General features: G+C 43.5%; 14 protein-coding genes. 8 read left to right on the top strand and 6 right to left on the bottom strand.

The genetic code is table 11. The features are described 5' to 3' along the window. Positions 1-11: 11 nt before the first annotated feature. Entirely contained in the window at positions 12-809 is a 798-nt protein-coding gene (locus AC1MBV_RS01815; protein WP_255746378.1) for a TIGR00282 family metallophosphoesterase, read from the top strand. 170 nt (positions 810-979) lie between these two features. Here the strand turns inward: AC1MBV_RS01815 and AC1MBV_RS01810 are convergent, their stop codons facing one another. Next, positions 980-1,240: a stage V sporulation protein S gene (locus AC1MBV_RS01810; RefSeq protein WP_255746380.1), complete on the bottom strand. Its 261-nt coding sequence runs from the start codon at positions 1,238-1,240 to the stop codon at positions 980-982. A gap of 257 nt (positions 1,241-1,497) precedes the next feature. Between AC1MBV_RS01810 and AC1MBV_RS01805 the strand changes: the two genes are divergently transcribed. The 3 genes from AC1MBV_RS01805 to AC1MBV_RS01795 all read left to right on the top strand — a co-directional run bounded on the left by AC1MBV_RS01805 (position 1,498) and on the right by AC1MBV_RS01795 (position 3,072). Beyond that, a complete protein-coding gene (locus AC1MBV_RS01805; protein WP_255746381.1) occupies positions 1,498-2,340 on the top strand; it encodes an SPFH domain-containing protein in 843 nt (280 codons plus the stop codon). Positions 2,341-2,353: 13 nt separating this feature from the next. Next, positions 2,354-2,527 (top strand): type II toxin-antitoxin system antitoxin, encoded by a 174-nt coding sequence (locus AC1MBV_RS01800; protein WP_255746382.1) that lies wholly within the window; start codon positions 2,354-2,356, stop codon positions 2,525-2,527. Positions 2,528-2,610: 83 nt separating this feature from the next. Beyond that, entirely contained in the window at positions 2,611-3,072 is a 462-nt protein-coding gene (locus AC1MBV_RS01795) for a CBS domain-containing protein (protein WP_255746383.1), read from the top strand. A gap of 253 nt (positions 3,073-3,325) precedes the next feature. Here the strand turns inward: AC1MBV_RS01795 and AC1MBV_RS01790 are convergent, their stop codons facing one another. Then, positions 3,326-4,597, bottom strand: a complete 1,272-nt coding sequence (locus AC1MBV_RS01790; RefSeq protein WP_255746384.1) for an MFS transporter — start codon at positions 4,595-4,597, stop codon at positions 3,326-3,328. Positions 4,598-4,806: 209 nt separating this feature from the next. On the opposite strand from AC1MBV_RS01790, the gene miaB reads away from it, so the two are divergent. The 3 genes from miaB to cotE all read left to right on the top strand — a co-directional run bounded on the left by miaB (position 4,807) and on the right by cotE (position 7,353). After that, positions 4,807-6,294: a tRNA (N6-isopentenyl adenosine(37)-C2)-methylthiotransferase MiaB gene (miaB, locus tag AC1MBV_RS01785; RefSeq protein ID WP_255746385.1), complete on the top strand. Its 1,488-nt coding sequence runs from the start codon at positions 4,807-4,809 to the stop codon at positions 6,292-6,294. After that, positions 6,291-6,656: a YlbF/YmcA family competence regulator gene (locus AC1MBV_RS01780; RefSeq protein ID WP_255746386.1), complete on the top strand. Its 366-nt coding sequence runs from the start codon at positions 6,291-6,293 to the stop codon at positions 6,654-6,656. The genes miaB and AC1MBV_RS01780 overlap by 4 nt, the downstream gene beginning before the upstream one ends. Positions 6,657-6,792: 136 nt before the next feature. Further along, on the top strand, positions 6,793-7,353 hold the full coding sequence (gene cotE, locus AC1MBV_RS01775) for an outer spore coat protein CotE (RefSeq protein WP_480947429.1): 561 nt from the start codon (positions 6,793-6,795) through the stop codon (positions 7,351-7,353). Positions 7,354-7,441: 88 nt separating this feature from the next. Here the strand turns inward: cotE and AC1MBV_RS01770 are convergent, their stop codons facing one another. The 4 genes from AC1MBV_RS01770 to AC1MBV_RS01755 all read right to left on the bottom strand — a co-directional run bounded on the left by AC1MBV_RS01770 (position 7,442) and on the right by AC1MBV_RS01755 (position 12,083). Continuing rightward, entirely contained in the window at positions 7,442-8,647 is a 1,206-nt protein-coding gene (locus tag AC1MBV_RS01770) for an MFS transporter (RefSeq protein WP_480947428.1), read from the bottom strand. 97 nt (positions 8,648-8,744) lie between these two features. Further along, positions 8,745-9,869 carry a hypothetical protein gene (locus tag AC1MBV_RS01765; protein ID WP_480947427.1) on the bottom strand — a complete coding sequence of 375 codons (1,125 nt, stop codon included), beginning with the start codon at positions 9,867-9,869 and terminating at the stop codon, positions 8,745-8,747. A 76-nt stretch (positions 9,870-9,945) separates the two neighbouring features. Beyond that, positions 9,946-11,142 carry a DUF58 domain-containing protein gene (locus tag AC1MBV_RS01760; protein WP_480947426.1) on the bottom strand — a complete coding sequence of 399 codons (1,197 nt, stop codon included), beginning with the start codon at positions 11,140-11,142 and terminating at the stop codon, positions 9,946-9,948. Next, the gene (locus AC1MBV_RS01755) at positions 11,139-12,083 is read right to left on the bottom strand and encodes an AAA family ATPase (RefSeq protein WP_255746394.1); all 945 of its coding nucleotides are present in this window, start codon (positions 12,081-12,083) and stop codon (positions 11,139-11,141) included. The genes AC1MBV_RS01760 and AC1MBV_RS01755 overlap by 4 nt, the downstream gene beginning before the upstream one ends. Positions 12,084-12,220: 137 nt before the next feature. Between AC1MBV_RS01755 and mutS the strand changes: the two genes are divergently transcribed. Beyond that, on the top strand, positions 12,221-14,836 hold the full coding sequence (gene mutS / locus AC1MBV_RS01750) for a DNA mismatch repair protein MutS (protein WP_480947425.1): 2,616 nt from the start codon (positions 12,221-12,223) through the stop codon (positions 14,834-14,836). Positions 14,837-14,862: the final 26 nt, after the last annotated feature.

Genomic DNA, 14,862 nt, shown 5'->3' with positions numbered 1-14,862 from the left:
GAGCGTGAACAATGAAAATCTTATTTGTCGGTGATGTCTACGGACGCACGGGTCGAGAAATGATTGAAGGTTACTTGCAAAAGTTAAAAAGCAAGTATCAGCCCACAGTAACCATCGTTAATGCGGAAAATGCAGCACATGGAAAAGGACTGACCAAAAAAATCTACCGGCAACTGCTTGAAGCAGGAGCAGATATGCTTACCATGGGAAACCACACATGGGATAATCGGGAACTCTTTGAGTTTATTGACGATGCAAGTCAGCTTGTGCGCCCAGCAAACTTTCCTGAAGGTACCCCGGGAACAGGAATTCGCTACATCACACTGCCGCACAATGTGCAGGTGGCCGTAATCAATATTCAGGGACGTGTTTTTTTGCCGCCGTTGGACGACCCTTTCCGGATTGTCAAACAGCTTGTTGATGAAGCGCGCCAAAGAACGTCGATCATATTTGTCGATGTTCATGCAGAAACGACAAGTGAAAAACTTGCGTTAGGATGGTATTTAGATGGTAGTGTTTCTGCGGTAGTCGGGACGCATACGCATGTTCAAACAGCTGATGAACGCATTCTGCCGCAGGGAACTGCATATCTGACGGATGTCGGAATGACCGGACCTTATAACGGAATCATTGGGGTCAAGAGAGCTGCAGTAACAAAAAGATTTCTGACCTCAATGCCTGTTCGTTTTGAGAGTGAAGAAGGTCCCGGCCAGCTTGGTGCTGTGCTTATCCAAATTGATGATAAGACTGGTAAAGCAACGAAAATCAATCGTATTTTAATTAATGATGATCACATGTTTTTCGATTGAACAACAGGTCTATATCGCAGTGACGTCAATTAAAAAAACCTCACGTGAATCCGGTGAGGTACGAAGGGATAAAAGGACACGCCTTGTTGCGTGTTTTTTTATTAGGAGTTAAGACGGCTTACTTTGTCATCACCTTTTATTTCAAATTAACTTAAAATGAACTCATTTTTTCATCTAGGCTCGACGATGAGTTTCATCGCCGTACGCTCCTCACCGTCAATAATAATATCTGTAAAAGCGGGGATGCAAATGAGATCAAGACCGCTAGGCGCGACAAAGCCTCTGGCGATGGCAACCGCTTTTACTGCTTGGTTGAGAGCGCCGGCTCCAATTGCTTGTATTTCCGCTGTTTTTTGTTCTCTCATTGCGTGAGCGAGGGCTCCGGCAACAGAGTTAGGTACAGATCTTGCTGAAACTTTTAATACATCCATTTCCGTGTGTCATCTCCTTATGAGGATTGCCCATAAATTACTATATTCTTCAAGAAGATGACTATGCCTATTTTAAAATGCAGGAAGAGACGAGAGTGAAGTAATCCTGATCCTATTCTGTTCATCTTTCGGGGCCAACTAATAATACAAATAAAGATACGAAACAAAATAGACACAAAATAGCGTATTAATTATCAGATAATATGATATCATAATAATATATAAAAGAAATGTAGATGATATGAGGAGGAGTATTTGTGACGGAGCAAAACGCATGGAAAATGAATGGATTTCTTGGGATTTTGGCAATGCTGATTATGATTGGCGCAGGTGTGGCAGGCATAATTAAAACGATACCGTTTTTAGTGATTGCATCTTGGCTCATTGCTTTCATATTAATGACGGGACTGACAATCGTACCACCGAATAAAACAAAGGTGGTCACATTTTTTGGCAAATATGTCGGCAGTTTACGTGATAATGGAATCTATTTGACAATACCGTTTTCAACAAAAAAAACTGTATCTATGCGCGTGCGCAACTTCAACAGCCAGAAACTTAAAGTCAACGATGTTGAGGGCAATCCGATCGAAATTGCTGCAGTTGTTGTTTTCAAGGTTGTTGATTCTGCTAAAGCACTTTTTGATGTCGACGATTATAGTCAGTTTGTTGAAATTCAGAGTGAGACTGCCGTTCGCCATATCGCCTCTCAATATCCCTATGATAATTTTAATGAAGAGGGATTGTCTTTAAGAAGTAATTCTGTAGAAATCTCGACGATGTTGAAGACTGAATTGCAGGAGCGGCTCGCGCTTGCAGGCGTGGAGGTTATTGAAACACGGTTGACTCATCTCGCCTATTCAACTGAGGTTGCGCAAGCAATGCTGCAGCGTCAGCAGGCGTCGGCAATTGTTTCAGCAAGGCAAAAAATTGTTGAAGGTGCGGTTGGGATGGCTCAAATGGCAATTCAGCGCTTGCAGGACGAACATGTTGTTGAACTTGACGAAGAACGAAAAGTAAATATGATCAACAACTTGATGGTAGCCATCGTTTCAGATAAAGGATCACAGCCGGTGATTAACACAGGAAGTCTCTATTAAGCGGGTTTTTACAATGGCAAAGAAGAAAAGCTTTTTACTCAGAATCGATCCGGAATTATATGATCAAGTGCAGAGATGGGCCGATGATGAATTTCGCAGTGTCAATGGACAAATTGAATTCTTGCTTCGCGATGCATTAAGAAAATCGGGAAGAAAAAGCGGGAAGAAGAATGATACATCGGATTGATAGAGATAAACATTTAAACGCTTTCTTTAAGGTGGTATAATTAAGAGAGAGGAAACTTGGTCAAACCAAGGAGGCGTTTGCTGATGCGTGTTGAACAACTAATGCTGAGAAATGTTGTGACTGTTCGCGAGAATGATTCGGTTAAGACATTAATCAAGATCATGATTGAACACAAAATAGGCGGCGCTCCAGTAGTTGATGATGACAATCGATTAATTGGTTATATCAGCGATGGGGACCTTTTACGAGCTATTTCACCGAAACAACAAACGATCTATGATCTATACTCATTAATTTCTGCAATTACGATTGAGCTGTCAAAAGATAAATTAAAAGATTTGTTAACGAAACAAGTCGGCGAGATCATGAAGAAAAGAAGATTGCAGACAGCAGAAAAGGATAATGAGCTGGATACCATTTTAAAAATGCTCTCACACTACCATATTAAAAGAGTTCCAGTCGTCGATGAGGATCGGCATGTTGTCGGTTTAGTGACGAGAAGTCATATCATTCGCCATATTGGCGAGCAGCTGCTAAATGAATAAAAAGGAACTACAAAACAGAATGGCTTTCTGGGTCATGCTGTTTTTTGCAATCAGAGCAAATGATCATTTCAATAGCTGTTATCTACAACAAATGAATCGTGTTCGTACCTGCTCCATTTAATGTAACAAAGATGACGAAACGAAAAATCAGACGGAGGTCTGAGAATAACGCTCCACCAAAGGATGATTTTAAAGAATGAAACAAAAAAGTGCATGATCGATTTCATGCACTTTTTTGTTCTTTATTCATTTTTCAAACATGTTCCCGTACGGTGTCCGCTTCCGATTGAAAACCATACGACTCCGGATTAACTTCACCTGCAGCAGGTAATTGACGCAAGATTGGCATGAGTGCAACGTAGCCTGCGTAAAACAGGAATCCGCAGCTAGCGGCAATGAAGATAACTTTCGGACCATACGCGGCACTAAGTGCGCCACCGACGAGCGAACCAAGCGGCATAATGCAAGTAGCCAAACTTGCAACAAGTGACATAGCACGAGCAAGCATGTTCCGAGGCACAACGTTTTGGATCAGAGTGAAATTAAGCACATTGTTGCAGCCTGGGAAAATCATACTCGCCGAAAATAAGATGATTGTGAGTATCGAAAACGGAGCAGAGGCAGCAGCAATCCAAAACAGAAAACCGATAAAGTAACCGATCATGAGCATCTTTCCAATGGGTTTCCGTTCAAATTGCCGTGCAGCTAAAGCCCCCAGCAATGTTCCGATCGCCATTCCTGCCATCATCAGACCATACATTCCGGATCCACCTAATTGATCAGAGTATGCCGGCAAAATGGCCACCAGTGCACCTAGAGCAAAGTTTGTCATCAGCGATCCGACCATCATTTTTCCAATTAGGGAGTGAATGACGATGTGAAACCCCTCGTTTAAATCAGAGAAATAGCGTGTGCATTGTGCTTTCATTGATAGACTTGTATGAGATGGGTTTACATGAGTTAATTGAAGCATTGAGAACATAATGACAGCAATAAAAAAAGAAACAATATCTGCGCTGAACAGAAATAGAGCACCGACTGCTGTAACGAGTACACCGCCGATTGCTTGAAATGCCGCTTCTGTACCCTGATAAGCAAGAGTCATCAATCCATTTGCTTGAACACGTTGATCTTTATCCAAAATTTGAGGAATAAGCGCGCTTTCCGCTGGAAAAGAAAATTGATTAAAAAAGGATACAATGGGCATGACGACAAGTACAAGTGATACAGATAGGACATTAAAAAGTGCAGCTGCAGGAATTGAAATGAGGAGAACAGCTTGAGCGATCTGAGTGATAATGATCAGTCGCTTGATTGAATAGCGGTCGAGAATAGGTCCAATGATAAACTGCACGGCTCGAGGCATCATGGTCAAAAACCCGGCTAATCCAGAATAAAAAGAGGATCCGCTCATCTCGTATACAAGCCACATGGCCGCGATAAAATAGATGCTGTCCCCGACATTTGTGATCATACGTGCGGAAATCAAGAGACGAAAATTCTTATTTTGTTTTAATAAGTTCATCCTTCATAAATGCCTCCATATTATTAATGGATCGATCATAGCATAAACTGATCAGAATTTTTTAAAATGTAGACTATGTTATACACTGATAGATTTTGAATTTTGAAACACTATTGAGAACAAGAATTCAGCCTAACGAAGCCCATTCTTTCATATCATGAATGAGTTTGCTATAATTTAGGGATGAGATTTGAAAGGGAGGTTGCCTTGTGGCTGAGAAAACAATCAGCAACGTTGATTTTTCAAAGTATTTCCAGCCGCCATCTCTGAAAGATGCGCGCAGGCGCCGCAGAGACGCGGTTCAAATTATAAATGATTTCAGTATTCCGGAAGACATGGAAACGATCGGTCATGGGAAGAACTACTTGATTGAAACATACGGCTGCCAGATGAATGAGCATGATACAGAAGTCATGGCAGGTATTCTCGAAAAAATGGGTTACCAAGAGACGGAAGAGCCGAAAAATGCGGATGTCATTTTGATCAATACATGTGCGATTCGTGAGAACGCAGAAAATAAAGTATTCGGCCATATCGGCACGCTGAAAACATTAAAACTGGAGAACCCCGGATTAATTTTAGGGGTGTGCGGCTGCATGGCGCAAGAAGAAGTTGTTGTTAATAAGATTCTTGCTAAGCACCCACAGGTTGACCTCATCTTTGGTACACATAATATTCACCGCTTGCCTCAGCTTCTGAAAGAAGCACTGTTCAGCAAGGAAATGGTCGTTGAAGTGTGGTCAAAAGAAGGCGACATCGTAGAGAATCTCCCGCAATCGCGACGCGGACATTTTCAAGCGTGGGTCAACATTATGTACGGCTGCGATAAATTCTGTACCTATTGTATCGTTCCATATACACGAGGAAAAGAGCGGAGCCGTCATCCTCAGGAAATCATTGATGAAGTGCGTGAACTCGCGCGTAAAGGATACAAGGAGATCACACTGCTTGGACAAAATGTAAATGCCTACGGCAAAGATCTTCCTAATATGGAAAACTATGGGCTCGGAAATCTTATGGATGAGATGCGCAAAATCGGTATTCCGCGTGTCCGGTTCACAACAAGCCACCCGAAGGATTTTGATGATCATCTGATCGAAGTCCTCGGCAAGGGAGGAAACCTTTGCGAGCATATTCACTTGCCGGTCCAATCGGGCAGCTCAGAGATACTCAAGATCATGGGACGAGGTTATACTCGGGAACGATATCTCGATCTTTTTCACAAGATCAAAAATACGGTTCCAAATGCTTCATTTACAACGGATATCATCGTTGGTTTTCCAAATGAAACAGAGGAACAGTTTGAAGAGACAATGTCACTTGTGCGCGAATGCCAATTTGACGGTGGATTTACGTTTATTTATTCACCGCGTGCGGGTACCCCAGCTGCGCGTATGAAGGATAATGTACCGATGGAAGCGAAAAAGGAACGCTTGCAACGCTTGAATAAACTAATGGATGAATTGTCTGCAAAGAGCAATGCCAAATATCAGGACAAAATGGTTGAGGTGCTTGTCGAAGGTGAAAGCCGCAAGAATCCAGATGTGCTCTCCGGACATACGCGGACGAATAAGGTTGTGAATTTTCGCGGACCCAAGTCACTTATCGGCCAATTAGTGACCGTTAAAATTACTGATGCCAAGAAATGGTCTCTTGACGGGGAGTGGCAAAAAGAAGCTGAGGTATTGAACAGATGACGGATCATCAGTATTCAAAAGAAGAAATTATTGCCAAGGCGGAAAAAATAGCAGAACAGCTTTCCGAAACGAGTCAAGTCCGCTTTTACAAACAGGCGGAAGCAAAGATAAGCGCGAATAAAAAAGTGCAGCGTCTCGTCGATGAAATTAAGCATTATCAAAAAGAATCAGTAAATCTGCAGCATTTTGGAAAAACGGAAGCCTACCATCAAAATGAAGCAATCATTAACCGATTGCAAGCAGAGCTTGATGCAATTCCTGTGGTACAGGAGTTCAAGCAATCTCAAGCTGATGTTAACGATTTTCTTCAATTGATGACTAAGATTGTGTCACAGAACGTCGCAAATGAAAATGATCGCTGATCGCCTGATTTAAATAGAGGCAAAAAAACTTCTCATACGAGGAGTTTTTTTGTTTGTCTAAGCCTTTAATTTGTTTCACACGTGTCATTCGCCCTGCATAACATGATGATGAAGAAGGTAAAGGAGGTTTGGACTTTTGGCAGAGAATGCGTATAGGGAAATTATCACCAAGGCGATTTGCGGAAAAGGCAAGAAATTCAGCCAGTCAGCGCATACGGTGACACCGACTCATAAACCGACGAACATCCTTGGATGCTGGGTCATCAATCATAAATACAAAACCACCTATCATAAGGATGCAGTTATTGTCGATGGAACGTATGACATCAACACATGGTATTCGTTTAATAATAATTCGAAGACCGAGGTTGTGTGCGAAACCGTAAGCTACCATGATCGTGTGCCGCTAACACTCCGCGACAAACAAGTTATTTCTGATCAGGTCGATGTCACATGCCGAGCACTGCAAGAACCGAATTGTTTGGAGGCAAAGATTTCTCCAAATGGCAACAAGGTAGTAGCTCAAGTCGAACGTGAATTTCTCGTTGAGGTCATCGGAGAAACAAAGGTTAAAGTCCAGGTGGATGATGACGGATTAATCAGAGCAGAAGCCTCTGATGATGACGAAGATTTAGATAAGGAATTAGACGGGCTGGATTCTGAATTTCTGACAGATGATGACAAAGAGGAAGACTGAGAAGAGGCAGGTGTCTCTTCTTTTTTTGCGTGCAACTAAAAAAGCCATGATCCGAAACAGGATCACGGCTTTTGTCTTAATCAGAAATTTATTTTTCAATAACGATACGGTTCCTATAGACAAGCAATAAAGAAAAAGCAAGAAACAGCAGCAGGGCCGATAGGAAAAAGACAGATCGTATACCAAACAGATCAGCGATAGTACCGAAGATCAAGCTGCCGATTCCGAACAGAATGGATTGGACAGCATCCTGAGCTGCAAACACGTTTGCGAGCACATCCGGACGTGCTGCATTTTGTTCAACCGTAAGAAAAATAAGCGATTTGAACTGAAGTGCTGTTCCATAAAGAGCGGTAAGGATGAGTGCGACCCAAGGCACCGAATTCATTGCAAATAACAATGTGATTAAGGAGGCAACGATCAAACCCCAAAGGGAGATTGAGGAAGGTGTTTTTTTGAGCTGCGTACCCCAACGCATGCCATAAAAACTGGTAGGCAGCAGTCCAGCAAAAAAACTGAAATTAATATAGCCCCACCATGAGGCATCCACATGGAGTGCCTGCGCAACGAAGACGTAAATGATGGCAGCAATCCAAACGACATCAGCAAATACGCATAGTGAATCAGTAATAAAGATGGTGCGCAGCGCAGGCACTTGCCAGATTGTGATCCAACCCGTTTTCAGAATTGTCCACTTGCTTTGTTCTTGCCGCTTCTTATCGCTATCTTCAGCGACACTGATCAGTATCATCAGCAATGCGGCGACCAAGTAAAGAACAAGCGATAATGAAATTAAAGAAATGCCGCCGAATCGAGCTGCAATTATTCCGCCCAGTGCCCAGCCTCCCATGGAAATTGATTGATCCAATAGAGACAGGAAACTATTTGTCGAGATCCACTTATCTCTTGAAACAAGCAGTGGTACAAGCGCTCCGCGTGCAGGAGTTGCCCATCCATCAAAAAAACTGACGAGTATGACCGTGGCAAAGATAATCCCTAAGCGCTCGCCGGCAAATGAAAAGAAGGCGGAGCAGAAAAAGACAAACAGCAGAAGGGTTTTGCCGACTTGAGAAATAACAAGGCTTGTCTTTAGTCCCATCCATTCAAGAAAGATAGGTGCAACAAGTGCACTCAAAAATCGGGATACTGTACTGAAAAACGGTACAAACGCCATAAATACAGCAGATCCGGTAAAGTGGTAGAGATAGGACATCAATCCGACGATGTAAAGTACATCACCGAGATTTGCCAATGACTGTCCCATCCAAAGAAAGCGAAATCCACGTTGTTTCATGACACATTCTCTCCTATTCAATTGGTATTGAGTTGGAATTGAACGTGTCAATCACATATTTGGATGTTCTTCCCTTCCGATTGATAATTCTATACTATCATAATTTGCTGTCTTCGGAATCAACACTTTGCTTCATGCTGTTTAATTGCTGCTTCGCCTCATCAATTGCTCGAAAAAATGTTTTGTTCTCCGTGTCAGTGAGCTCAACGCCACCATATCGAACTTTTTCATAAGAAGAAATCAATATACCCGAATGAGTTAGATTCAGACGTCTTAGCCACTCAGTCAGAGATTCAGATGTGCGTCTGCCAAGCTTCTGTTTCCTGGCGTGCTTTTGAAGCTTATAGATGGCACGGCGCACAGGATTTTTTGGCGAAAAAAAAGGGCGCCTGCCCTGACTTGGCTCGTGAACAAGGCTCGTGATTTTCTTTTGCGTCAATTCGGTATTCAATTTATCTTGCGTTGCGCTGTTTCGCTTGATTTTCCTCAACTGCCAAAAAACAATCAAGAGTATTGCGGCAGCAATAATGATGCCGAAGAATAGGCCAAAATTAAATGTGGAATGAAGATTGGATGGTGGCGTATTTACCGACGGCTTCTTTTCTATATTTGATCCTTGCAGCGCATTTTGAATTCGTCTTCCGGTTTGCTTCGAAGAAAAGTGATTCAGCCAACCGAAAATGACCGAGACAGTTCCATACGTGATCGGTCGGATGATAACGTTGAAAAGAAAGTTATAAATCACTGTAACTACCGGTTTCAAGAAGCTAGTGATAAGAGCAAGTAGGATTGCTACTGCAGCGAACGATGCTGCAATGATTGAAAGCCAGCGTTTGTTCAATTCGCTCTTAAAGCTGATCCACATGCCAGCCGCGGCTAATTCGACAAAAAGGAGAAGAAATAAAGCGCCACGTCGGCTAATTGGCGCAAACAGAGTATAGGCAACAACGACGACCGCAAACAGAAGCACCAGCCGCCAGAGTCGTTCCGGGCTCCTGCCTTCGTCATCCTGAAGTGAAAAATAAGTGAGCAGGGCGGACAATAGAGCAGATGCAAAAAGGCTCATATGCAGAACAAGCCACGCAAGCAAGCCGATTATGACGGCAACGAAGAGAAAACCTGCTAAACTGGAATGTCTGCTCCTCTGTAGTACACTAAGCAGCAGACTATGAATAATTGCGAGTGCAATAAAAGGAAACAACATCGCCCATTGGCCTGGCATGATCGGCAGAAGAACAAGAAAACAAAATAACCATTCGCAACTAAAAAAAAGTGTGAAAGAAATGCTCTCTTTTAATCTAACCAATGGCGATCGCTCCCTTCTCAACTGGTTCTAAAATGCAGGTATTCTCGGAAATACAAAGCTGAAATATAAGATGGCCGTTCTTTAACCATTTCGATAGAAACGGAGCAGCCAATTCGGGTTGGTCCAGATCCATGAGGATCAGAACGCTCGGGTGACTCAATTTCTTATCGATAATCTGCATTGCTTGAGGAATTGGTGTTTTGATTTGCCACTTTTGCATAAAAGCGAGCAGTTCCCAAACCTTCCTTAAATGGTTTCCGCCTTGTTCAGGTTCAATACCCAATATTTTTTGCCCGATTGTCTTTGTGTTGCTGTACATGGAAAACTCAATGTCGCGTTTCCTTGCATCGCGCGCCAGCCATGCTGCTGCAGAAATACGTTTTTCAAAGTCACTGGAACGTTCATGGCTTAAATGATTTGATGCATTCAGAAACAAAAATGTCCAACTCTGATGGGCGACACGCTCAAATGTTTTCGTTTGAAGACGTCCAGTGCGAGCGCTGGCTTTCCAGTGAATATGCTTGAACGGGTCTGAAGACGCATAGTTTCTAATACCGGAAGGCGCTGTGTAGTCTTGAAAGAGCGAATGAGCGGACGGAACTTCACCTAAGTGCTGCGGCGGAGCAAGATTCAAATGACTCACAGCTTTTGGTTGAGGGTAGATAATGAGATGACTCTTCAGCATTTCATTAAAATGAATCCCGCAGCTGACTAAATGAAGCGGATCCGAACATGTCAATTCAAAAGTTCGAATACGCGCCGTGCCTCTTTCCATGGCTTTAACCGGACAATGAACAGACAGCTTTTTTTGTGCCGGTACCGTCACTGAAAATTGATAGATTGGATTGGGATTCGAATGATTACCGGTTGAAAAAGAAACGATTGGATCAGAAACGATGCGTCCTCTTAATGAAAACAAGGGAAGCTTGGATGAATTAAGAAAAGTGACGATCAGTTCACCTTCGTCACCAGCAGAAAGACGAAGACTGCGGTCCGTGTTCTCAATAGATAAGGTGCGAATCATATGTACTAAATACCATTTTGACAGAAAAGCGAAAACGATAAAAATCAATCCTGTTATTGAAAGCAGGAATGTATTTCTAAGAAACCCAATCAGAAATACGATGAAACCGAACAGATAAAAGAGAGATTGGTTGCGGGTTTGCCAATCGGCCGCATATCCTTTCATTCTTGCTGTGCTCCTGCCTCAACCGGAACGTCGATATGTTCGAGGACGTCCGCAATGACTTGTTCCTTAGTTGCATGGAGCTCGCCTTCCATCGACAGCACGAGCCGATGGGCGAGTACGGAGGTGGCTATCGATTTCACGTCTTCAGGAACCACGAAATCACGTCCATTAAGAAGTGCCTTTGCCTGTACTCCGCGCATGAATGCCAACGTGCCTCGGGGACTGACGCCGCTCGCAACCCAGTCATGCGCACGGGTGGCGCGAACAACTTCCAACAAGTAATTCTCGACACTTTCACTGATTTTCGTCTTTTTAACCTGTTCCTGCAGCTGAGCAATTTCATCTTTCTCAATGACTGGTTCAATTTGAGCAAGCGGATTCGTTAACCGATGGAGGTGAAGCATTTCTCGTTCTTCGTCAAAAGTCGGATAGCCGGAAGAGATTTGCATGAAGAAGCGATCCATTTGCGCTTCCGGAAGTGCGAAGGTGCCTTGCGATTCAATCGGGTTTTGTGTTGCGATAACGAGAAAAGGCTTATCGATTGCAAATGTCTCGCCCTCAATGGTCACCTGGCGCTCCTCCATAACTTCAAGAAGGCTGGACTGTGCACGTGGCGTTGCACGGTTAATCTCATCGGCAAGCAGAATGTTAGTCATCACCGGACCCATCATCAGCTCGAAACTTTGTGACTTCGGATTAAAAAATTTAATTCCGGTAATATCTGACGGCAGTAAGTCGGGTGTAAATTGCACGCGGCGGAATGTTCCCTTAATTGACTTTGCAATTATTTTTGCCATCATTGTTTTTCCGGTCCCTGGAACATCTTCCAAAAGCAGATGGCCTTCGCAAATCATTGCGATAAATATGAGTTCCACCATGTCATCTTTTCCTGTTAATACAGTTCTAACATTGCTTTTTAAAGATTCTAAACTTTTATTCATTTTGATCGAATCCTTTCAACCATTATTTTGTCTATTATAGCATTGCACCGCATGATTCAATAACCCGAACATAGGTTACCCTGTGTTATAATAATAGAATAATAAATTGTACACAGGCAAGGTGGAGTCGACAGATCATGAGTTTTACACCAATGATTCAGCAATACTTGGCGATAAAAGCCCAGTACCAGGATGCGTTTCTTTTCTTCAGACTTGGCGATTTCTATGAGATGTTCTTTGAGGATGCTAAAAAAGCGTCGAAGGAACTGGAGATAGCGCTGACGTCACGAAACGGTGGAAAAGACGAATACATACCTATGTGTGGTATTCCGTATCATGCAGCAAAACAATATATCAAGGTATTGGTTGATAAAGGATACAAAATTGCGATTTGCGAACAAATGGAAGATCCGAAGCTGGCGAAGGGTATGGTTCACCGTGAAGTGATTCAATTGATTACACCTGGAACCATTATGGAGGATGAATCGCTGCAGCCGAAAAAGAATAACTTTTTGGCAGCGTTGAGTGCTTTTTCTGACGGCTCTTATGGGTTCGCCATGAGTGACTTAACGACTGGAGAAACGCGCGTCACATTGATTTCCAATTGGGACGGCGTGATTCAAGAAATGGATGCAAATGATGTACGTGAACTTGTTCTTGCGCCGGATTTCGATGCGGGCAAGAAAGAGGAACTGGTTGAACGGCTGAATACAACATTCTCCGAAAGCGAAGGGGATGCGATTCCGGATCAGTTGAAAAGCATTACTGAAGGTATTGATCAGGAAAAACTGATGCGGCCGCTGGGCAGACTGCTGAATTATTTAGTGAACACGCAGAAACGATCTCTCGATCACTTGCAGCCTGCAGATGTCTACCATATTAATGAATACATGATGATCGATCAGCATTCCCGGCGCAATTTGGAGCTTACGCAAACGAACCGCGAGAAGAAAACGTACGGATCACTGCTGTGGCTGCTTGACGATGTCAAAACGGCAATGGGCGGTAGGCGGCTGAAACAATGGATCGAGAAACCGCTATTAAATCAGAAGCTGATTGAGAAACGTATGGATGCTGCAGCAGCATTAAAAGAGCATCTTTTGGAACGCGAATCGTTGCGTTCTTTGCTTGGCAACGTTTATGATTTGGAACGCCTCGTCGGTCGCGTCTCATTCGGCAATGTTAATCCGCGTGAAGTTGTGCAACTCAGGCGTTCGCTCGAACAAATTCCTCAAATAAAACAGACTTTGGCTGAACTTGGAGAAGTTTCACTATCTCAGTATGAACAGGAGATGGATCCATGTGCTGAGACTCGTGATTTGATTGATCGAGCGATTGTTGATGATCCGCCTTTCTCAACCTCAGATGGCGGAATGATCAAGGCTGGTTACAACGAAACACTCGATCAATACAGAGATGCATCGAAAAATGGAAAACGCTGGATCGCTGAACTAGAAGCCAAAGAACGAGAAGCGACCGGTATTAAATCATTGAAAATTGGCTATAACCGTGTATTCGGTTATTATATAGAAGTTTCCCGGCCAAATCTGAAGCTGATTCCTGAAGGAAAATATGAGCGCCGCCAGACATTGTCGAACGCCGAACGTTTTATTACACCTGAACTGAAGGAAAAAGAACGTGTTATTTTAGAAGCAGAAGAGAAACGCGTCGGTCTTGAATTCCAACTGTTCGGTGATGTGCGACTGCAAATTAAAGAACAGGCTGCGCGTCTGCAGAAGCTAGCACGCCTTGTGAGCAGTCTGGATGTGTTACAGAGCTTTGCCTCGGTCAGTGATCGAAATGGCTATGTTCGCCCGAATTTTTCAAAGGATCGTGCTTTATCGATTAAAAACAGCAGACATCCGGTCATTGAACGCGTAATGCGGCGCGGGACATTTGTTGCCAACGATTTTAACATGGACAAGACATGCGATTTGTTAATGATTACCGGACCGAATATGGGCGGGAAGAGTACGTACATGCGCCAGGCCGCGCTTACGGCGATTATGGCGCAAATCGGCTGCTTTGTCCCGGCAGATCAGGCAACCCTGCCAATTTTTGATCAAATCTTTACTCGTATCGGTGCCGCCGATGATCTTGTTTCCGGACAAAGTACGTTCATGGTAGAAATGGACGAAGCTAATTATGCATTGAGTCATGCTACCCAAAACAGTCTCATCTTGCTCGACGAAATCGGTCGCGGCACCTCAACGTATGATGGAATTGCGATTGCTCAGGCCATTGTCGAATATATTCATGACCATATTGCAGCCAAAACCTTTTTCTCCACACACTATCATGAGCTTACCTTTCTTGAGAAAAAGCTCGATCGATTGAAGAATATTCATGTCGGTGCCATGGAAGAGAACGGGACCGTTGTTTTCCTTCATAAAGTGCTTGACGGCAAAGCGGACAAAAGCTACGGCATTCATGTTGCGAAACTGGCCGGCCTGCCAGATAATCTGATCGAACGTGCGGATGAAATTCTGCGCGGACTCGAACAGTCTCCTGAACAATCTCCTGCTTCTGAAACGTTTCCGAAGCGTGAAGCAGCGGCGGCAGCTGAAGTTGCCCGAGAAGAGCCGGAACAGCTGGTGCTTTTTGCTGAACCGAAAAAGGAGACCGGGTCTTCGGAACTGGGCAAGCACGAACGAAAAGTGCTGCATGATCTGAGCAAAATTGAAATGTTGGCTATGACACCGATGGATGCCATGAACAAATTGTATCAGCTGCAAAAGGAATTGAAGAAGTAAAGCACGTTTTGCGAAAGGAGAGATTC

The sequence above is a fragment of the Sporolactobacillus sp. PKPK-6 genome (genome assembly GCF_056678885.1).
This window is presented reverse-complemented; position numbering and strand designations above follow the sequence as displayed.